At 68.3% G+C, this 17,112-nt stretch carries 13 protein-coding genes, 34 tRNA genes and 1 other RNA gene; 4 read left to right on the top strand and 44 right to left on the bottom strand.

The features are described 5' to 3' along the window. The first annotated feature begins 145 nt into the window (after positions 1-145). A complete protein-coding gene (locus tag ACQRWP_RS16340) occupies positions 146-2,425 on the top strand; it encodes a glycoside hydrolase family 44 protein (RefSeq protein WP_430503094.1) in 2,280 nt (759 codons plus the stop codon). A gap of 78 nt (positions 2,426-2,503) precedes the next feature. On the opposite strand, the gene ACQRWP_RS16345 is transcribed toward ACQRWP_RS16340, so the two are convergent. The 4 genes from ACQRWP_RS16345 to ACQRWP_RS16360 all read right to left on the bottom strand — a co-directional run bounded on the left by ACQRWP_RS16345 (position 2,504) and on the right by ACQRWP_RS16360 (position 5,719). After that, the gene (locus ACQRWP_RS16345; protein WP_430503095.1) at positions 2,504-2,722 is read right to left on the bottom strand and encodes a hypothetical protein; all 219 of its coding nucleotides are present in this window, start codon (positions 2,720-2,722) and stop codon (positions 2,504-2,506) included. Between the two features lie 12 nt (positions 2,723-2,734). Then, complete coding sequence (locus ACQRWP_RS16350) at positions 2,735-2,908, bottom strand: hypothetical protein (protein ID WP_430503096.1); 174 nt, start codon at positions 2,906-2,908, stop codon at positions 2,735-2,737. 102 nt (positions 2,909-3,010) lie between these two features. Further along, complete coding sequence (locus tag ACQRWP_RS16355) at positions 3,011-4,609, bottom strand: MFS transporter (protein ID WP_430503097.1); 1,599 nt, start codon at positions 4,607-4,609, stop codon at positions 3,011-3,013. Between the two features lie 132 nt (positions 4,610-4,741). Next, positions 4,742-5,719, bottom strand: a complete 978-nt coding sequence (locus ACQRWP_RS16360; RefSeq protein ID WP_430503098.1) for an NAD(P)/FAD-dependent oxidoreductase — start codon at positions 5,717-5,719, stop codon at positions 4,742-4,744. A gap of 79 nt (positions 5,720-5,798) precedes the next feature. Here ACQRWP_RS16360 and ACQRWP_RS16365 point away from each other — a divergent pair, with 79 nt between their 5' ends. The 3 genes from ACQRWP_RS16365 (at position 5,799) to ACQRWP_RS16375 (ending at position 7,739) form a co-directional block, all read left to right on the top strand. Next, positions 5,799-6,401, top strand: coding sequence for a helix-turn-helix domain-containing protein (locus tag ACQRWP_RS16365; RefSeq protein WP_430503099.1), 603 nt, complete (start codon positions 5,799-5,801; stop codon positions 6,399-6,401). A 186-nt stretch (positions 6,402-6,587) separates the two neighbouring features. Beyond that, positions 6,588-6,875, top strand: a complete 288-nt coding sequence (locus ACQRWP_RS16370; RefSeq protein ID WP_430503100.1) for an alpha/beta fold hydrolase — start codon at positions 6,588-6,590, stop codon at positions 6,873-6,875. 429 nt (positions 6,876-7,304) lie between these two features. After that, positions 7,305-7,739, top strand: a complete 435-nt coding sequence (locus ACQRWP_RS16375; RefSeq protein WP_430503101.1) for a hypothetical protein — start codon at positions 7,305-7,307, stop codon at positions 7,737-7,739. 35 nt (positions 7,740-7,774) lie between these two features. Here ACQRWP_RS16375 and ACQRWP_RS16380 read toward each other — a convergent pair. From ACQRWP_RS16380 to ACQRWP_RS16575, 40 genes are all read right to left on the bottom strand, one after another. Then, positions 7,775-7,845 (bottom strand) — tRNA-Cys (locus ACQRWP_RS16380). Positions 7,846-7,854: 9 nt separating this feature from the next. Next, positions 7,855-7,927, bottom strand: a tRNA-Arg gene (locus ACQRWP_RS16385). Positions 7,928-7,932: 5 nt separating this feature from the next. Further along, positions 7,933-8,016 (bottom strand) — tRNA-Tyr (locus ACQRWP_RS16390). A gap of 1 nt (position 8,017) precedes the next feature. Beyond that, a tRNA-His gene (locus tag ACQRWP_RS16395) sits at positions 8,018-8,092 on the bottom strand. Between the two features lie 20 nt (positions 8,093-8,112). Further along, positions 8,113-8,184: transfer RNA gene (locus ACQRWP_RS16400), tRNA-Val, on the bottom strand. Between the two features lies 1 nt (position 8,185). After that, positions 8,186-8,259 (bottom strand) — tRNA-Asn (locus tag ACQRWP_RS16405). A gap of 1 nt (position 8,260) precedes the next feature. After that, positions 8,261-8,338: transfer RNA gene (locus ACQRWP_RS16410), tRNA-Glu, on the bottom strand. A 10-nt stretch (positions 8,339-8,348) separates the two neighbouring features. Beyond that, a tRNA-Val gene (locus ACQRWP_RS16415) sits at positions 8,349-8,420 on the bottom strand. A 2-nt stretch (positions 8,421-8,422) separates the two neighbouring features. Then, a tRNA-Met gene (locus tag ACQRWP_RS16420) sits at positions 8,423-8,498 on the bottom strand. A gap of 1 nt (position 8,499) precedes the next feature. Then, positions 8,500-8,573: transfer RNA gene (locus ACQRWP_RS16425), tRNA-Lys, on the bottom strand. Positions 8,574-8,583: 10 nt separating this feature from the next. Continuing rightward, positions 8,584-8,657: transfer RNA gene (locus ACQRWP_RS16430), tRNA-Arg, on the bottom strand. A 3-nt stretch (positions 8,658-8,660) separates the two neighbouring features. Next, positions 8,661-8,736: transfer RNA gene (locus tag ACQRWP_RS16435), tRNA-Lys, on the bottom strand. Between the two features lies 1 nt (position 8,737). Beyond that, a tRNA-Ser gene (locus tag ACQRWP_RS16440) sits at positions 8,738-8,828 on the bottom strand. Between the two features lie 5 nt (positions 8,829-8,833). Then, positions 8,834-8,908, bottom strand: a tRNA-Pro gene (locus ACQRWP_RS16445). Positions 8,909-8,913: 5 nt separating this feature from the next. After that, positions 8,914-8,987: transfer RNA gene (locus tag ACQRWP_RS16450), tRNA-Pro, on the bottom strand. Positions 8,988-8,991: 4 nt separating this feature from the next. Beyond that, positions 8,992-9,065 (bottom strand) — tRNA-Arg (locus tag ACQRWP_RS16455). 12 nt (positions 9,066-9,077) lie between these two features. Continuing rightward, an RNA gene (gene rnpB / locus ACQRWP_RS16460) (RNase P RNA component class A) lies at positions 9,078-9,438 on the bottom strand. A gap of 9 nt (positions 9,439-9,447) precedes the next feature. After that, positions 9,448-9,520 (bottom strand) — tRNA-Ile (locus tag ACQRWP_RS16465). 1 nt (position 9,521) lies between these two features. Continuing rightward, positions 9,522-9,611: transfer RNA gene (locus tag ACQRWP_RS16470), tRNA-Ser, on the bottom strand. Between the two features lie 5 nt (positions 9,612-9,616). Then, positions 9,617-9,689, bottom strand: a tRNA-Asp gene (locus ACQRWP_RS16475). A gap of 25 nt (positions 9,690-9,714) precedes the next feature. After that, positions 9,715-9,787 (bottom strand) — tRNA-Ala (locus ACQRWP_RS16480). A gap of 262 nt (positions 9,788-10,049) precedes the next feature. After that, the gene (locus ACQRWP_RS16485) at positions 10,050-10,442 is read right to left on the bottom strand and encodes a group I intron-associated PD-(D/E)XK endonuclease (RefSeq protein WP_430503102.1); all 393 of its coding nucleotides are present in this window, start codon (positions 10,440-10,442) and stop codon (positions 10,050-10,052) included. A gap of 49 nt (positions 10,443-10,491) precedes the next feature. Then, positions 10,492-10,578, bottom strand: a tRNA-Leu gene (locus ACQRWP_RS16490). 10 nt (positions 10,579-10,588) lie between these two features. Further along, positions 10,589-10,662: transfer RNA gene (locus tag ACQRWP_RS16495), tRNA-Met, on the bottom strand. 6 nt (positions 10,663-10,668) lie between these two features. After that, positions 10,669-10,741: transfer RNA gene (locus ACQRWP_RS16500), tRNA-Thr, on the bottom strand. A 1-nt stretch (position 10,742) separates the two neighbouring features. Further along, positions 10,743-10,820 (bottom strand) — tRNA-Thr (locus ACQRWP_RS16505). Position 10,821: 1 nt separating this feature from the next. Continuing rightward, a tRNA-Leu gene (locus ACQRWP_RS16510) sits at positions 10,822-10,898 on the bottom strand. 6 nt (positions 10,899-10,904) lie between these two features. Further along, positions 10,905-10,976, bottom strand: a tRNA-Gln gene (locus ACQRWP_RS16515). Between the two features lie 34 nt (positions 10,977-11,010). Further along, positions 11,011-11,454: an HNH endonuclease gene (locus ACQRWP_RS16520; RefSeq protein ID WP_430503103.1), complete on the bottom strand. Its 444-nt coding sequence runs from the start codon at positions 11,452-11,454 to the stop codon at positions 11,011-11,013. Positions 11,455-11,515: 61 nt separating this feature from the next. Continuing rightward, a tRNA-Gly gene (locus ACQRWP_RS16525) sits at positions 11,516-11,588 on the bottom strand. 1 nt (position 11,589) lies between these two features. Beyond that, positions 11,590-11,666 (bottom strand) — tRNA-Thr (locus ACQRWP_RS16530). A gap of 133 nt (positions 11,667-11,799) precedes the next feature. After that, positions 11,800-11,871: transfer RNA gene (locus ACQRWP_RS16535), tRNA-Gln, on the bottom strand. A gap of 143 nt (positions 11,872-12,014) precedes the next feature. Further along, a tRNA-Gly gene (locus ACQRWP_RS16540) sits at positions 12,015-12,086 on the bottom strand. A gap of 11 nt (positions 12,087-12,097) precedes the next feature. Beyond that, positions 12,098-12,172 (bottom strand) — tRNA-Glu (locus tag ACQRWP_RS16545). A gap of 133 nt (positions 12,173-12,305) precedes the next feature. Then, a tRNA-Ala gene (locus ACQRWP_RS16550) sits at positions 12,306-12,378 on the bottom strand. A gap of 1 nt (position 12,379) precedes the next feature. Continuing rightward, a tRNA-Pro gene (locus ACQRWP_RS16555) sits at positions 12,380-12,455 on the bottom strand. Positions 12,456-12,564: 109 nt separating this feature from the next. Further along, a tRNA-Trp gene (locus ACQRWP_RS16560) sits at positions 12,565-12,637 on the bottom strand. A gap of 331 nt (positions 12,638-12,968) precedes the next feature. Next, positions 12,969-13,196: a ferredoxin gene (locus ACQRWP_RS16565; protein WP_430503104.1), complete on the bottom strand. Its 228-nt coding sequence runs from the start codon at positions 13,194-13,196 to the stop codon at positions 12,969-12,971. Next, positions 13,193-14,422 carry a cytochrome P450 gene (locus tag ACQRWP_RS16570; protein WP_430503105.1) on the bottom strand — a complete coding sequence of 410 codons (1,230 nt, stop codon included), beginning with the start codon at positions 14,420-14,422 and terminating at the stop codon, positions 13,193-13,195. Before ACQRWP_RS16570 ends, ACQRWP_RS16565 begins: the two co-directional genes overlap by 4 nt. A 563-nt stretch (positions 14,423-14,985) precedes the next feature. Next, positions 14,986-17,112: a PQQ-binding-like beta-propeller repeat protein gene (locus ACQRWP_RS16575; RefSeq protein WP_430503106.1), complete on the bottom strand. Its 2,127-nt coding sequence runs from the start codon at positions 17,110-17,112 to the stop codon at positions 14,986-14,988.

A 17,112-nucleotide genomic window follows, 5' to 3' on the forward strand; every position in this document is an offset into this window, starting at 1 on the left:
CATTGATGAGCGTCATTATATGCGAAGTGGTTGGCTTCGGTCGGCCGGCAGCCGTTCGACCGTCGAGTCATCCGGCGTTGACTCAGAGCCAGGAAGGCGCAACGCTGTGGAAGCGCTCCCATCGTCGAGCTCCTATTCGAAAGGAATGCTCGTGCGACCCACCACAGCTCTCCTACTCCCGGTCGTGCTCGCCACGGCCCTCGGCGGTCTGGCCCTGCCGGAGCCCGCCCTGGCCGCGGCCGGCCCTGCGCTGGCCGTGGACACCACCGCGGCCCGGCACCAGATCAGCCCGTACATCTACGGCATGAACTTCGCCGACCAGGCCCTCGCCCGCGACCTGCGGCTGCCGGTGCACCGCTACGGCGGCAACGCCACCACCCGCTACAACTTCCGTGCCGACACCACCAACCGCGCGTCGGACTGGTATTTCGAGAACATCCCCAACGACAACCCGAGTCCGAACGACCTCCCGGAGGGCTCGGAGACCGACCGGTTCGTGCAGCAGAACAAGGCCACCGGCGCCGCCACGGTCATGACAATGCCGATGCTCGGCTGGATCGCCAAGGACCGGTCGCGGGCGTGTGGCTTCAGCGTCGCCAAGTACGGCCCCCAGCAGTCCACCGACCCCTGGGCACCGGACTGCGGCAACGGCACTAAGCCGGACGGATCACCGGTCACCGGCAACGATCCGGAGGACACCAGCGTCGCCGTCGGTCCGGAGTACGCCACCGACTTCGTCAACCACCTGAAGGGGCAGTTCGGCGCCGCCGACGACGGCGGGGTCCAGTTCTACAACCTGGACAACGAGCCGGACCTGTGGCACTCCACCCACCGCGACGTCCGCCCGACCGGGCTGGGCTACGACGAGCTACGCGACCGCACCTACGAGTACGCCGCCGCGATCAAGGCCGCCGACCCCGGCGCGAAGACCCTCGGTCCCGTTGGCTGGGGCCTGAACTCGATCTTCTATTCGGGCCTCGACCAGGACACCTGCTCGCGCACCGGCTGCTGGTCGAACCCGCCGGACAAGGCCGCGCACGGCGGCCAGGACCTCGGCCCGTGGTACCTGGACAGGATGCGCGAGTACGAGCAGCAGCACGGCACACGCATCCTCGACTACTTCGACGTGCACCTCTACCCGCAGCAGTCCGGCGTGTTCGGCGACGCGGCCGGCGACGCCGACACCCAGGCGCTGCGACTGCGCTCGACCCGCCAACTCTGGGACCCGACCTACGTGGACGAGAGCTGGATCAACAGTCCGGTCCGATTCATCCCGCGCCTGCGCGAGCTGGTCGACCAGCACTACCCGGGCACGAAGATCGCGATGACCGAGTACAACTGGGGCGGCCACGGGTCGCTCAACGGCGCGCTCGCCCAGGCTGACGTACTCGGCATCTTCGGCCGCGAAGGACTCGACCTGGCCACCCTCTGGACCGCACCCGAGGCCGACCAGCCAGTGGCCAACGCCTTCCGCGTCTACCGCAACTACGACGGCAAGGGCGGCGCGTTCGGCGAAACCTCCGTCCAGGCAACCAGCGCCGACCAGGGCAAGTTGGCCGTGTACGCCGCCGAACGGAACGCCGACAAGGCACTCACCCTGGTCGTAGTCAACAAGACCGGCGACGACCTGACCAGCCCGGTCGTCCTCACCGGCGCCTCCACCAGCACCGCTCAGGTCTACCGCTACAGCGAGGCGGACCTCGCCGGCGTCGTCCGAGAGGCCGACCAGCCGGTCACCGCCACCGGCCTCACGGCCACCTTCCCGGCCAACTCGATCACCCACCTGGTGCTACCGCGCGACACCACGCCCGGCGACACCCAGGCACCGACCGCCCCGGGCAAGCCGACCGCCGGCACGATCACCGGCGACAGCATCGCGCTGGCCTGGACGCCGTCCACCGACGACACCGCCGTCACCGGCTACGACGTGCACCGGGTCGACACCACCGGCACCGTGAAGGTGGGCAACGCCACCGGCACCACGTACACCGTGACCGGGCTGACGCCGGACACCCCGTACACCTTCGTGGTAACCGCCCGCGACGCGGCGGGCAACGTCTCGGCGGCCTCGCCCGGCCTGACCGTGCGGACCGCGCCCACCGCCCCGACCGCCGGCTGCACGGTCGGCTACACGGCGAACAGTTGGCCGGGCGGCTTCACCGCGACCGTGACGATCAAGAACACCGGCACCACCCCGATCGACGGCTGGCAACTCGCCTTCGACTTCCCCACCACCGGCCAGAAGGTCGGCCAGGGCTGGTCGGCCACCTGGAAACAGAACGGAACGAACGTCACCGCAGACAGCATGAGTTGGAACGGCAAACTCGCCCCCGGCGCATCCACCAGCACCGGCTTCAACGGCACGTGGAGCGGCACCAATCCGGTGCCAACCGCCTTCAACCTCAACGGTCAACGCTGCGGGTGACCTGAGAGGGCGGTCCGCAGTTACTTGATCTGATCTATCACCGATCGGGAAACCACCGCACGCCAGGATGCCGACCGGCTACGCGCGCAGATCACCGAGCTGACCTGTGAACTCGCCCGCGTCGACGGCGAACTGGCCGACCTGGCAACCACCCGCACCACCCTGCGCACCCTCGCCGCCGCCGAGTTCACCGCCGACGACCCGACCATCGCCAGCGCCCCCTACCAGCAGATCCTGCACATCCTCGCCACCGCGCCCACCGGCGTGCGCGCCCCGAGCGACCACGCGCTGCAACAAAGCGGAGCACGCTCAGTTGGCGCGATCAGGAAGGAGGCCCTCCAGAGCAAGCCGGCGGTTGCCGATGACGCCTTCGCAGATCTCGGCCTCGATTCTGGCGGAGAACGGATTCTCATGACGCAGATCGTCGGGAACGACAGTTTTTGCCGGCTCGACGGGTTCAATCGGCTGTTCGTCGTGGATCATGTTGATCTCCAATAGTCAGGTAGTGGCTTGGATCGTTGCGCCGGCGGCGGCGCCGCCGATCTGGGCGACGCCCCCGGAGTCCTCCGTAGCGTCGGTGCAGATTCAGCCCAGGTGAGTTTCGTCGGTGCCTGTCTCATGCGGTTCCATGCGGGTGTTCGTCCAGACGATCAGCGACGCGATCAGCAGGAGGAACGAGCCGACCAGGAAGGCGTGGGTGACTCCTTCGGTGAAGGTGGCCTGCAACAGCGCCCGCTGTACGCCCCCGGGGTCGCCAGGAAGCGCTGTGGTGATCGGCTCGATCACCTGCTCGTTGCGCTGCCCGGCGAAGTGCAGAGACACCGTGCTGAGCACGGCGAGGCCGACTGATCCGCCGAGTTGTTGTGCGGCGTTGAACAGGCCGGAGCCGACGCCGGTGTCCTCCGGTGCCACCCGGTGCAGCGAGGCCGGGGTGAGGCCGGCCAGCACCATGCCCATACCGACGGCCATGGTGATCAGGTACGGGAACACCTGGCCCCAGTAGCTGACGTCCTCGCCGACCGTGGGGCCGCCGGTGGCGGCCAGCACGGCGGCGGCGGGGCTGTCGTCCACCGAGAGCTGCGAGAACATCACCATCGAGAAGGCGGCTAGCAGGCTGCCGATGCCGGCGATGATCCGTGGCTGGACGCGCGCCATCGCCTTGCCTGCCATGGTCGCCGCCACCACGATCCCAAGCGCGAACGGCAGGAAGGCGACGCCGGTTCGCAGCGGCGAGTAGCCGAGGATCTGCTGAACGAACAGGGTCAGGAAGTAGAACATGGCGAACATCGAAGCCATGGCCAGCGTCAGAGCCAGGTAGCCACCGGCCCGGACCCGGTTGCGGAAGATCCGCAGCGGCAACAGCGGGTGGGCTGCGCGCCGCTCGATCAGCACGAAGATGACGAGCATGGCCGCGCTGACGGCCAGGGTCGCGATCGTCGCCGAGTCGTTCCAGCCATGCCCCTCACCGGGCCTGGTGAGCCCGTAGACCAGACCGACGATGCCCAGCGAGCCGGTGAAGGTACCCGCAACGTCGACGAACCCGGGCCGGCGAGGCGACTCACGCAGCAGCTTCGGGGCCAGCGCGGCGACCGCCAGCGCGATCGGGACGTTCAGCAGGAACGTCAGGCGCCAGCCGTCCAGCTCGATGCCGACGAAGCTGTCCATGCTGGTCAGCCAGCCGCCGATGATCAAGCCGATCCCGGCGCCGGCGCCGGACATCGCGGCGTAGACGCCAAAGGCGCGGTTGCGCGCCGCGCCCAGCGGGAAGGTCGTAGTGACCAGGGCCAGGGCGGCGGGAGCGATGAGCGCGGCGCTGCTTCCCTGCAGGATGCGCACGGCGAGCAGGAGTGGCCCGTTCGCGGCGAGACCGCCGAGCACCGATGCGACGGCGAAGCCCACCATGCCGGTCACGAGCATCCGCCGATAGCCGAACATGTCACCGAGCCGGCCACCGAGCAGGAGCAGCCCACCGAAGAACAGCGCGTAGCCGATGGTGAGCCAGGTGAGACTGGCGCCGGACATGTCGAGGTCCGCGCCGATGAAGGGCAGCGCGATGGTGACGATCGAGCCGTCCAGCACGATCAGCAGCTGGGTGACCGAGATGAGCGCGAGCGCCCAGCCAAGGTGCCGTGTCGCCGGCACCTGCGGCGCCTCGGCGACCTCAGTGGGGTTCGTGTTGGCCATGGTTCCTTCCTTATGGTGTCTGTCGGACAGTGCCCGGCGCGTGGCGGCCAGAGCCGCCGCCTGCGCGCTGGGCAAGCCCCGGCTTCGGGCCGGGCTGCCGTGCCGGCCTCGGTCAGTTGCTGGTCGTGCTGGTCACGAGGTACCTGCGCTCGCACGGCGATGGCGCTCGACCGCCGCGCGGGCGTCCTCCGCGACGAGGTCGGCGTTGAGGTGCTGTCCGGCAGTCGCTCCGGCGGCCGCGGCCGCCCCGACCTGAGCGGTCAGGTCGGTGACGTTTCCGGCCAGCCACACTCCGGGCACCTGGCTACGGCCGAACTGGTCGGCGGGCAGGTGATGCCCCATACCGCTGGGGTGTTCCACGGCGTGCAGCCCGAGTTCGCTGAGGAAGCCGGCGCGCGCTTCCATCCGCGTCGCGACCGCGATGACCTCGCGTGGCACCACACGGCCGTCGGCCATCCGCAGCCCGGTCAGATCCCCATCGGCGGCCTCGGCGGCGGCCACCTCCCCGGTCACCACGGCGATGCCGAGGGCGGCGAACTGCTCCTGCTGCTCCTCGGTGAGCTCGCTGCGGTGGGTGAAGTAGACCAGGTCGTCGCTGAGCTGGCGGAACAACAGGGCGTGGTGCACCGACGGCACGCCGGTGGCCAGGATGCCGATGGGCCGTCCGCGTACCTCGTAGCCGTGGCAGTAGGGGCAGTGCACGACGTCGTGCCCCCATTGCTGTGCCAGCCCGGCCACGTCGGGAAGCACGTCGACCAGGCCGGTCGCGATCAGCAAACGACGCGCCCGCAACTGCGTTCCGTCGGCGAGCGTGACGACGAACCTGTCGTCGTCACGACGGGCACCACTGACCTCTCCAGGGAGAATCTCCCCGCCGTAGCTGCGGACCTCGTCGCGGCCCGCCGCCAGCAACTCGGCAGGCGGAGTGCCCTCCCTGGCGAGCAGGCCGTGAACCCCGTCAGCGGGTGCGTTGCGCGGCTGACCTGCGTCGATGACGACAACCGAGCGCAGGGATCGGGCGAGAATCAACGCTCCGCTCAGCCCGGCGGCACCACCACCGATGATCACAACATCAACCGCTCGCGCGGTCCGTTCTCCGTAGTTCTTCACGTCGATCACCTCCGGGCACGACAGTGCGCCGCAACCGGCAGAACGACAACTTCCTTCCCAGTTATGGCAACATCGGGGGATGCCCGATGACATGGAAGAGGCCATCGCCGCTGCCGGCCCTCGACTGCAACAGCTGCGGCGCAGCCACCGCCTCACCCTCACCGACGTGGCGGAAAGAACCGGCATCTCGAAGAGCACCCTGTCGCGGCTGGAATCGGGCCAACGACGTGCCAGCCTCGAACTGCTGCTCCCGCTCGCGAAGATCTACCAGGTCACGCTGGACGACCTCGTCAACGCCCCCGCGAGCGGCGACCCGCGGATCAACCTCCGTCCGGTCAGGCGCGACGGGGCGACCCTGCTGCCGCTCACGCGCCGACCAGGCGGCATCCAGGCCTTCAAGATTGTGATTGAGGCAGGCGGATCGGACACGCCGGACCTCCGCACGCATGAGGGTTACGAGTGGCTCTACGTCCTCAACGGGCGCTTACGCCTCATGCTTGGCGGTCACGACCTCGTCCTCCGGCCCGGCGAGGCCGCCGAGTTCGACACCCGTACACCCCACTGGTTCGGGACACTCGACGGTGAAGGGGCCGAGTTCCTCAGCCTTTTCGGCCAGCAAGGTGAGCAGGTCCACTTCCGCGCCAGGCCAAAGACGCTACGACACGAGGACAGCGCCGGCTAACGGATGAAGGCCAGCTTTCGGCCACGACGTGCCGCCACCCGCCAGACGCCGCGTTGCTTGTCGACGTAGGCGGAGGTTGTCATGATCCGTCCGTGACACAACTCTTGGCACGGACGGCGGTGCCGTCGCCGTCCGTAGCTCGGCGAGGCGGTGCGGCTCATGATTCCCCGTCGTAGGACCCGACGAGTGTCGAGCCGTTCCGGGTGCACGCCAGCCCTGAGGAGCTGGAGGACCTTCGCGCGCGCCTACGCGCGACGCGCTGGCCGGACGGGCGTCGAAGTACCGTCCGGCTTCGCGCTCTTCCCCGGCGACACGCTCCACCCGCCGCGCGCCTGGCTCGAGCGCACGGCCAACGTCGTGCGCATCACCGAGCTCGACAGGGGTGGCCACTTCGCGCCCTTCGAGGAGCCCCACCTGTACGCGCAGGAGCTGCGCGAATTCTTCCGGCTCTACCGTTCGGTCGGCCGGACCTGACCAGGCCCGCGTGGGCTACCACCGAAGACGCAGCTGTTGACGGTCAACTGACGACGCAGACTCTGAGAGACTCCTACCCCCTACGGAGCAGGCCGGAGGGGCCCGGGGCGCAGCGGCACCCCGGCCCCCTCACTCTCGAGCGGCGGTCCGGGCCAATCCCGCGACAGGACGGCTCAGAACCGAGCGTGGAACGCGGCAGCGGGAAGTCCGAGCGCCGTTCGATGCCGTTTGACACAGGTCAAAGGCCGTTCAGGGCACGCCGCTGCTCCCAAGCTGCTCCCCCAAACCGGGCTCGCAGCGGGCCGCCGACCGATCGTCGACAGCCGGCCCAGTGCGTGCGACTGGGCGCATTTGCCGCGCGTTCTCGCCGAGCAAACGTGAGTACGCCGACTCATGCCCGGCCGAGTTGAGCCATCCAGGCTGGACCGCATGACGTCTGAAGCAGTCGGCACAGGTCGACGGGGTGTCCCGATCGTTGGTCTCCTGGCCCTGGTCTGGGTCTGCGGACTGATCGCGGCAGCCATGTGGTGGGTGGGCATCGGCCTGGAGCAGTGGAGCGTCAGCTACGGCGACCGTCCCGCCGAGTTCGAGGACCTCAAACGTCAGGCGAGCGTGGCCCTACTGGTCGCCGCGATGGTGGCGACCGCCGGGCCGCTCCTCATCGCGCTCGTCGCGTACCAACTGCGACGGGCACGCACCGCAGTCGTCTTCCTGGTGCTGACCGCCGTGATCGCCGTGCCCGCCGTACCGATCGCTGTCCTCGCCGGCCGGGACCTGGATCCGGCGCCGGCAGCGACGACGCCCGGTCCGCCGGGGCACTGCGTGGAACACAGCGGCGGTGACACCCGCTGCCCGGGCGGCTGACCGAACCGGTCCGTCTCCACAGTGGATGGCATTCGAGGCCGTGACCGGAATTGAACCGGCGTGCGCGGTTTTGCAGACCGCTCCCTGACCACTCGGGCACACGACCAGGCAGAAGCGCCCGCGGAGGGAATCGAACCCCCGACACCCAGCTCCGGAAGCTGGTGCTCTATCCCCTGAGCTACGCGGGCATGCGTGGGAGTGGAGAGATTCGAACTCCCTGAGCGCGAACGCACCGGGGTTACAGCCCGGCCCACCTCACCATCGGTGGCGCACTCCCTTGGGGTGACTGGAGGGTGCTGACCCCTCGTCCTCCGGTGCCACAAACCGGCGCTCTACCGCTGAGCTACAGCCACAACTACGGCCCGAAGGCCAGTGCCCGCACCTGGACTCGAACCAGGGCAACCCGCTGTGTGGGAGCGGTGCTCTGCCACTGAGCTACACGGGCTTGGCTCCCCTGCCTGGACTCGAACCAAGATCAGCCGATTAACAGTCGGCCGCTCTACCTTTGAGCTACAGGGGAATGGCAGCGCGGACGGGACTCGAACCCGCAACGTGTCCCGGGTGAAAGCCGGGCGACTCTTCCATTCGTCCACCGCGCCAGGTGGTGCGTGCCGCGAGCTGGGATCGAACCAGCGACCTACGCCTTGTCGAGACGTTGCTCTCCCGCTGAGCTACCGCGACGGGAGCGGGACCGGGATTCGAACCCGGGTTCTCCGGCTTATGAGGCCGGCGAGGACGACCGAACTCCTCTACCCCGCAGTGGGCCGCCGGGGACTCGAACCCCGAACCTACGTATTAAAAGTACGCAGCTCTACGCCATTGAGCTAGCGGCCCGAATTAGACGTCCCCCGGGCAGGACTCGAACCTGCGACGACCCGGTTTAGGAAACCAGCGCTCTATCCGTTGAGCTACCGGGGGAATTGGTACGCCGTGCAGGCATCGAACCTGCGACATTCCGATTAAGAGTCGGAAGCTCTACCAACTGAGCTAACGGCGCATGGCGGAGGGAAGGAGGGTCGAACTCCTACGGGCTTGCACCCCAACCGTTTTCGAGACGGTGGCCGTCGCCATCTGTCGGCTGGCCCCTCCGTGAGTCGGGTACGAGGGAAATTGAACTCCCGGCCTCCGCGTCCCGAACGCGGCGCTCTCCCAAGCTGAGCTAGTACCCGTTGAGTCGGGATAGCCGGATTCGAACCGACGACTTCTTGGCCCCCAGCCAAGCGCTCTACCAACCTGAGCTATATCCCGAAAGAGCCCCCGACTGGAATCGAACCAGCGACCTCGACGTTCGTAGCGTCGCGCTCTTTCCAACTGAGCTACGGGGGCATGTGCTGCGGCGAGGGAAGCCGGCCGGTACGCCGGGTTCTGTCCCACCCCGGCGACCCGGTGGTGGGGGCGACCATCCATCTCGGCCTACCGTCGCCGGCAGGCTCTAGCGGCCAACCCGCACGCAGCAGGCGGGCCGCCCGCGTGCTGTTCGGCCTTGCTCCGGGTGGGGTTTACCATGCCACCCCCGTCACCGGGAGCGCGGTGGGCCCCCACCGTTTCACCCTTACCGGCGGTGGTGCTGCCGGCGGTCTGTTCTCTGTGGCATGTTCCGCGGCTTTCGCCGGGTTCCCGTTAGGAACCACCCTGCCCTGCGGAGCCCGGACGTTCCTCGACGGACCTGGTGGTCCGGCGCGGTCGCCTGGCTGGCATTCTCGCTGCGTGCCGACGGGAGGAATCGAACCTCCGGCCCCCGAGTTATCAGCTCGGTGCTCTAACCGCTGAGCTACGACGGCTTGGCGAAGGGTGAGAGATTCGAACTCCCGGCGGTGTGACCCGCTCCGCGCTAGCAACGCGGCGCCATCGACCAGACTCGGCCAACCCTTCATGCGCGCTGACGACGGGACTTGAACCCGCGATCCCCTCGCTGACAACGAGGTGCCTTAGCCGCTTGGCCACGCCAGCATGGTCCCGGCCGGCGGCCGGGGAGTGGAGACGGGCGGAATCGAACCGCCGACCTCTGCATTGCGAAAGCAGCGCTCTACCAACTGAGCTACGACCCCAAGATGTTGCTGCGTGCGCTCGGGGAGAGTCGAACTCCCATGCCTTTCGGCACACGGGCCTGCCCGAGCACTGCTACGCCACCTTGTATGTGACGTACTTTCGATCGAGGGTCAGCGACCCAGCGCCGCCCGTAGCGGCGAGCGGGACGAGGTAACTTTCGCCTGCCCCGGTGATGATGAAGAACAGGTCGACCTCGTCGGGGCTGTAGACCGCGTTACCCCGGCGGCCGTTAGCGTTTAGCGCCTCGGCCAGCCCGTACTGCTAACGGGCGATCCCCACCACGTAGCGACCCCGAGGGTCCTGGTGAGTCGTGCTCTTGACCTGCACCCGCTTCAGACCGTCATCGGACTCCACGACCAGGTCGTAACGGGTCGGCTCTACAGGGATCGACGGCAGGTATCCCCTTCGCAGGAACCAGGCGATGGCTTCCCCGATAGCGGCGGCCCGAAGCCGGTCGGGCAGTTCGGCTGAAGCGAATGGTACGGCTACATCGGGGACAGCCTGACGAGCGGCGTATGTCTGGTCGCGGCTGCGGGCAATCCCCATGGCCACGACCCGCTTGTAGACGAAGGCCGGATGTTCGCTGAGGGCCGTGGCGATCACACGACAACCCTGGCCGCTCTCGTAGAGCGGTCGGATTTGCGCATCGATCACCGCAACTTCCGCTTGACCCCGTCTGCTGGTAGACGCGCGTGCTGTGGAGTGCGCCCGGAGGGAGTCGAACCCCCACATTCCTCACGGAATACACGGACCTGAGCCGTGCGTGTCTACCAAGTTCCACCACGAGCGCGTGATGTGCGTGCCGACGCCCGGTGTCGAACCGGGGGCCTTCCCGTTATGAGCGGGACGCTCTGACCACCTGAGCTACGTCGGCATGGAGAGCCAGCGACGGGAGTCGAACCCGCTGCCTCCGGATTACGAAACCGGCGCTCGGCCTGGTGAGCTTCGCTGGCGTGGAGCCGGCGACCGGGATCGAACCGGCGCGCGTCGCCTTACACAAGGGCGGTGCTCTGGCCTCTGAGCTACGCCGGCTTGGTGCCCTCGGCGCGATTCGAACGCGCACTGTCCAGGCCCTCGACCTGGTGCCTCCTGCCGTTGGGCTACGAGGGCATCGAGCTGGGAGCAGAGGATTCGAACCTCTACGCGCTGGGTCAGAGCCAGCGATGCTGCCGGTTACATCAGCTCCCATCGCGGCCGGCGGGGTGATGGCCCGCCGGCCGGGTCAGCGCTGCGCCAGCGACCCCCACGCGGGCACGAGCGGCGCGGTGCGGAGCACCATGCCGGCCTCGGCCGGCGTCCGGTCGCCCTTGTGCTGGTTGCACGGCGCGCACGCGCTGACGGTGTTCCGCCAGGTGTTCTGCCCGCCCCGCGAGCGGGGCAGGATGTGGTCCACCGTCGCGGCCGGACCGGAGCAGTAGCCGCACCGCCGGTCGTCGCGGGCGAGGACACCGCCCTTGGACCAGGCGGGGCCCTTCGTGTATCGCCACCGGGTGACGACGTACCGGACGAGCCGGACGACCTTCGGCATGGGGAACACGCCGAGGCGCCGGTCGGGCTCGGCCTCGTGGATCTCGGCGACCCGCCGGCACAGCATCCGGATCGCGTGGGCGACCGTGACCCGGTGGAGCGGGCCGAGGTCGGCGTTGATGACGAGCACAGCGTCCACCAGGTCCCTCCTCTCGGGTCGTGGGTGGTTGGACGAATTGACAGATGATCCGTCAATCAAGAGCGGCTGACCGGATTCGAACCGGCGACCTCCACCTTGGCAAGGTGGCGCGCTACCAACTGCGCTACAACCGCATGGAGCCACCGGCGCGAATTGAACGCGCGGCCTTCCCCGTACCAGGGGGACGCTCTCCCAATCTGAGCTACGGCGGCATGGGTGCCTCTCCCACTGGGCGGGAACGTACCTCTCGCCCCGAGGGCGATTTGGTCCCGCTGGTGCCGGGTCGGCCGGCCGTACGATTCCCGTGGGCATGTCTGCCGCGTTCCATCACGAGCGCATGACGAGCTGGGGGCGGAGGATTCGAACCCCCACGGCCTGAACCAAAATCAGGTGGCCTGCCGGTTAGCCGAGCCCCCAAAGGGTTGTGCCGGGGCAGGTACTCGGGGGCGGTGACCCTCCGCGCTGACTCGGGGAGCTACCCCGCGCCGGCCGTCGACCAGGCTGCGCAACCTGGCCTCTGGTTTCACGGCGTCCGCCGCCCCTGTTTCCCTGCCCCGTCGAGCGGTACCGGGGACTCGAACCCCGCCCTGCTGGGTGGAAGCCAGCGGCTCTACCAGATGAGCTAGTACCGCGAGATCGTGCGTAGGCCATGTCGGGCTCGAACCGACGATCTCCTGGCTGAGAACCAGGTGAGCTTTGCCGACAGCTCCAATGGCCCATTAAGTCGGCAGCGCGCCGTGAGCCTCACCCCGGCGGGTCCCCTGCCGACGTGCCCCCTTTCCTGACTCGAACGGAGTCCTGGGGACTTCACTCCCGTGCGCTACCGGTTACGGCAGGAGGGCTTGAATGCGTGGAGAAGAAGGGATTCGAACCCTCGACCTCCGGTCTGCCGAACCGGCGCTCTCCCATCTGAGCTACGACCCCATGGTCCGGGACCGGGGTGTCGAACCCCGTGTCTCTCGCTCCCAAAGCGAGCGGGTCAGCCGTCTCCCTCGTCCCGGAGGTAGCGCCCCCGGCCGGCCCATACAGGCGCCGGCCGGGGTCTTGCTCATGCCATCCACTGTGAAGTTGAGAATTTGCGACGCCTCCGGCCGCAGCCGGGACGAAAAGCAGGGGCGGCAGGACTCGAACCTGCGACCTTCGGTGTTGGAGACCGGTGCTCTACCAGTTGAGCTACGCCCCTATGAAGTTGTTCCAGTAACGAGAAAGCCGCCCTATCCCTGTCGGGGTGGGCGGCTTCGCAGCTTGCGCTGGCGCTATTCGCGCCGCCACCCCGGCTTCCAGTTCTGCTCACTCGCGCACAGATCGTGGGCTCGTCCAATCGGGAGCAGCACGACACCGCCGCGCGGCATGGACCGCGTGGTTTCGGTGTAGGCGTACTGCAACACGGGGAACTCCTTGGGTTGGTCGGAACGGCCTTGCTCATTAAAGGTAGGCGCTGTGCCGATCCGATGGCAACGGATATTCCGAGCCACCTTCATATGACTCGCAGCCAGCTGTAGCGGGTGTTCGGGTCACTCCTGGGGCGCGATCAGCCGGTCGTCGGTGGTGTCGTGGACCGTGATTGCCTCCACCGGGCACGAGTCGGCGGCGTCGAGGATGACCTCGGCCGGGGCAACGACGTCGGCCAGCGGCGCGGACAGGCCGCCGACCAGGCGGAAGTGCTCGGGCGCGGTACCGGCGCAGATGCTCGTGCCGATGCAGCGGCGCGCGTCCACGTCGATCCGCCACGCGCTGCTCACCAGGCCACCGGCATGCCGAGCAGGCCCCGCACCAGCATGCCCCGCTTCCACTTGAGCTCGGTTTCCGGTACGGCGAGCCGCAATCGAGGCAGGCGAGTCACGAGGGTGGCCACCGCGACCTGCAGCTCCATGCGGGCCAGCTGCGCGCCGACGCAGTGGTGGACGCCGTGCCCGAAGCCCAGGTGCGGGTTCTGCTCGCGGTCGAGATCCAGCCGGTCCGGGTCGGCGAAGACGGTACCGTCCCGATTCGCCGATGACAGTGAGCCGAGAACCGGCTCACCTGCCCGGACCAGCACCCCGCCGACCTCGACGTCCTCCTTGGCGTACCGGGCGAAGGAGGAGCCGACGCCGAGCGGCACGTACCGCAGCAGTTCCTCGACCGCGGCCGGCACCAGCGACAGGTCGGCTCGCAGCCGAGCGAGCTGGTCCGGATTGTGCAGCAGGACGTAGACGAAGTTGGGGATCTGGGTCACCGTGGTTTCGTGGCCGGCCGCGAGCAGCCCTCCGGCCAGCTCCACGAGCTCGGTCTCGCTGAGTCGATCCTGATTCTCGTCGCGGGCCCGCACCAATGCGCCGAGCAGGTCGTCGATCCCCGGCTCGCGGCGGCGCTCGGCGACCAGATCACCGATGTAGCCCCAGAGATTGTTCAGGTACTCCTGGATCGTTTCCATGGGCAGGGAGGTGGTCGAGACGATCGCCTCGGACCAGATGTGGAAGCGGTCGCGGTCGGCGTACGGGACCCCGAGCAGTTCGCAGATCACCTGGATGGGCAGCGGCGTGGCGAAGTGCTCCACCAGGTCCGCCGGAGGACCGAGCCCGACCATGTTGTCGACAAGTGCGTCGGCGATCTCCTGGGTCCGGGGTCGCAGCGCCTCTACCCGACGTGCGGTGAACGCCTTCGCCACCAGCCGGCGCAGCCGAGTGTGATCGGGCGGGTCCAGGGTCAGCATGCCGCTGTACTGCTGGCGCGGGGTGAGTCTGGGCTCGTCGCGCTGGACGGCGGGGGCGCGGCCGAACCGCACGTCGCCGAGGACGGTACGGACGTCTTCGTACCGGGTGGCGAGCCACGCCTCCTCGCCGTAGGGGAGCTTGACCCGGGTCATCGGCTCGTTCTCGCGCAGCTCGCCATAGGTTGGATCGACGACGAGGCGGTCGGGCACGCTGAACGGGTACGGCCGCGCGGGCGGGACGAATCGACTCTCGGTGGTCTGCGCGCTCTCCGTCATCCGGATTCCCTTCGTCGAGAGGGCGTGATCCTCAGGCCGGCACCACGTTCGTAGCGGCGCCTGATTGCCAGCGTCCAAGGCTTGCGATCAGCACACATTGACGCTCAGTAATCTTACGACATCGGATCGTAGCGGGAGACGTCGATGATCGCCATGGAGGCGGGTCGTCCGGAGCACGGGCGTCCCGTAAGGCGTGCATGTAGGCGCGGTCCTGTTCGATCCGTGCGTGCGCTTGGTCAGCCCGGGCGACTGACCGTTGGCCCGGAGACGAGGACATCGACTTTGTCCGCCACGCCCTCCAGCAGACTCAGCCCCGTGAGGTGGTCCTCGACCCGGTCATTGGGGCTGTTGAAAGTCGTCGAGCATCGGAATGAAGATGTCGGACAGCAGGTCGCCAGCCACGAAACCCCGGAGTGCACGAGTGGGAGTGATCAGTGCGAGGCGCGCCCGGCATGGCGACAGGGCTCTCGATGGACACCCGACTGACGGCCGTCCTCAGCCGGGGGATTTCCCAGGCAGGCGGTCAGGAAGTGCAGAAGGCCACGCCAGCGGGACGGGGTCGGTCAGTAGACTTCGATCTTGCCGGTGGAGCGTGGGCTTCCCGGGTCGTTGAAGAAGTACTCGCCGCGAAGCCCGAACGTGTACCGGAACGACTCGCCGGGGGCGAGCCGCACGTCGAAGAGCCCTTCGAAGAACTGCGTCACACCACGGACACCGGTGTTACCCGGATGGTTGATGAAGGTGACGGTCGTGCCGAGCGGCACGCGCAGGTGGGTGGGTGCCATACCCGCCACCGCGAACGACTCGGCGACGCCGATCTCACCGGTCGAGGCGTTGTAGGTCCGTCCGACGACAACCGTGTTCCCGACGACGGCGCCCTCGACCGGGCTCCCGGAAACCGGACGGCGGATCACCGGAGGCGGCGGGGTGGGCGCGGGCGCGACGTTCCCGTTGATCTCGAAGGCCCAGAGGAAGTCGCCACGCGGTGCGGAATTGCCGTACGGGATGCTGGTACCGCCGGCGTACACGGCGAGGTACTCCTTGTTGCCGACGCGGTACATGATCGGGCTGGAGCTGATCGCCGCGCCGGTCTGGAAGCGCCACAGCTCGTGGCCGCTGCGGGCGTTCAGGGCGAGTAGGTTGCCGTCGGGCTGGCCGATGAACAGCAGGTCGCTGGCGGTGGTGAGGATGCCGTTGCCGTGTGCCAGCGAGTACGGCATCCGGCGCTTCCACCTGACCTGGTTGGTGCTGACGTCGACGGCGACGATGCCGCCGGTCTGGTATTCACCCGGGGGTCGCAGACCGTTGCTGCTCTCGGTGAGCGAGTGCGCCGCGGCGACATAGCCGAATCCGGTGTACACCAGGCCGGTGCGGTGGCTGAACGACAGATGCGACCAGTCCGCCCCACCGCCGTGCCCCGGGATCGACAGGATCGGGGTTTCCCAGTGCGGGTCGTACAACGCGCCCTGCACGTAGTTGGGCACCGCCCGGTTGGGGTCGCCCGGCACCGAGGTGCCCAGCGGCTGGTCGACGACCCGCTGTTCGGTCCACGGACCCTGCACCGGGAAGGGCTGGGTCGGCCACGTCTTCTGGCGGGGTTCCTGCGGCACGCGCCGCTCCACGATGCCCAGCGGGGCGGTGCCGTCGACGCGGTCGAGGATGAAGAACATGCCGGACTTGCTGCCGTAGACGACGACCTTGCGTTTCCGTCCGCGGATCCGGACGTCCGCGAGGACAGGTGACATGACGTTGTCCATGTCCCAGATGTCATGGTGAATCGATTGGAAGTGCCAGCGGTACGCGCCGGTACGCAGGTCGAGCGCCACGAGCGAATTGGCGAAGAGGTTCTGGCCGCCGCGCGCGGACCCGTCCTGGGAGGAGTTGTTGCCCCGGGCGTTGCCGAACGTCCAGTAGGTGAGGCCGAGTTCGGGGTCGACGGCCGGGTGGATCCACGGTGTCGCGCCGCCCTCCGTCCAGGAGTCGCCCTCCCAGGTGTCGTTGCCGAACTCTCCCGGCCCGGGTGTGCCCCAGAAGTGCCAGAGCACGTCGCCGGTGCGGGCATCGATGGCCAGGGCAGCTCCCCGGGGCCCGTCGTTGGTGCCACAGAACAGCAATCCGTCGTGGTAGACGACGGCTACCTTCTCGATGTTGCCGTAGCCGTTGACCTGGTGCTCCCAGGCGACCTGGCCGGTCTCCTGGTCGAGGGCGATGACGTAGTTCTCGTTGGACTTGGTGTAGACGTAGCCGCCGCCGACCGCGACGCCGCGCCGCGTCAGCGCGCCACGGGTCTGGTCGTAGCGCCATTTGGTCTGCCCGGTCGCACCGTCGACGGCGATGACGTTGCCGAGCGCGGATTCGATGTAGAGCACGCCGTCGACGGCCACCGTCGTGCTCTGGCTGTTGCCGGTGGCGAGGCCACCCTCGATCCGGTTGACCCAGGCACCGCGCAGCCGGCGGACGTTGCCACTGTCAATGTGGCGCAGCGATGTGTAGTTCTGGTTGCCCAGGTTGCCCCCGACCTTGGGAAAGTCCTGGTCTCCGGGTGTATCGAATCGGGCAAGGTCGGCGGAGGACGGCGGGTGGTTGCCGCCAGCGACCGCGGGTGGCGCAGCGACGGCCGGGCCCACCGCCGTGGCCACGGCGGTGGCCGCGGCACCCTTGAGCACGTTCCTCCGGTCGATGTGCGTCAT

It is taken from the genome of Micromonospora trifolii, assembly GCF_050516465.1.
GTDB classification, from domain to species: Bacteria; Actinomycetota; Actinomycetes; order Mycobacteriales; family Micromonosporaceae; genus Micromonospora; species Micromonospora trifolii.

Excerpts from the sequence above, each read along its gene's own strand:
- ACQRWP_RS16340 (WP_430503094.1), top strand. The coding sequence starts at position 146 with ATGCTCGTGCGACCCACCACAGCTCTCCTACTCCCGGTCGTGCTCGCC.
- ACQRWP_RS16350 (WP_430503096.1), bottom strand. The coding sequence starts at position 2,908 with ATGATCCACGACGAACAGCCGATTGAACCCGTCGAGCCGGCAAAAACT.
- ACQRWP_RS16355 (WP_430503097.1), bottom strand. The coding sequence starts at position 4,609 with ATGGCCAACACGAACCCCACTGAGGTCGCCGAGGCGCCGCAGGTGCCG.
- ACQRWP_RS16365 (WP_430503099.1), top strand. The coding sequence starts at position 5,799 with ATGCCCGATGACATGGAAGAGGCCATCGCCGCTGCCGGCCCTCGACTG.
- ACQRWP_RS16375 (WP_430503101.1), top strand. The coding sequence starts at position 7,305 with ATGACGTCTGAAGCAGTCGGCACAGGTCGACGGGGTGTCCCGATCGTT.
- ACQRWP_RS16570 (WP_430503105.1), bottom strand. The coding sequence starts at position 14,422 with ATGACGGAGAGCGCGCAGACCACCGAGAGTCGATTCGTCCCGCCCGCG.
- ACQRWP_RS16575 (WP_430503106.1), bottom strand. The coding sequence starts at position 17,112 with ATGACGCACATCGACCGGAGGAACGTGCTCAAGGGTGCCGCGGCCACC.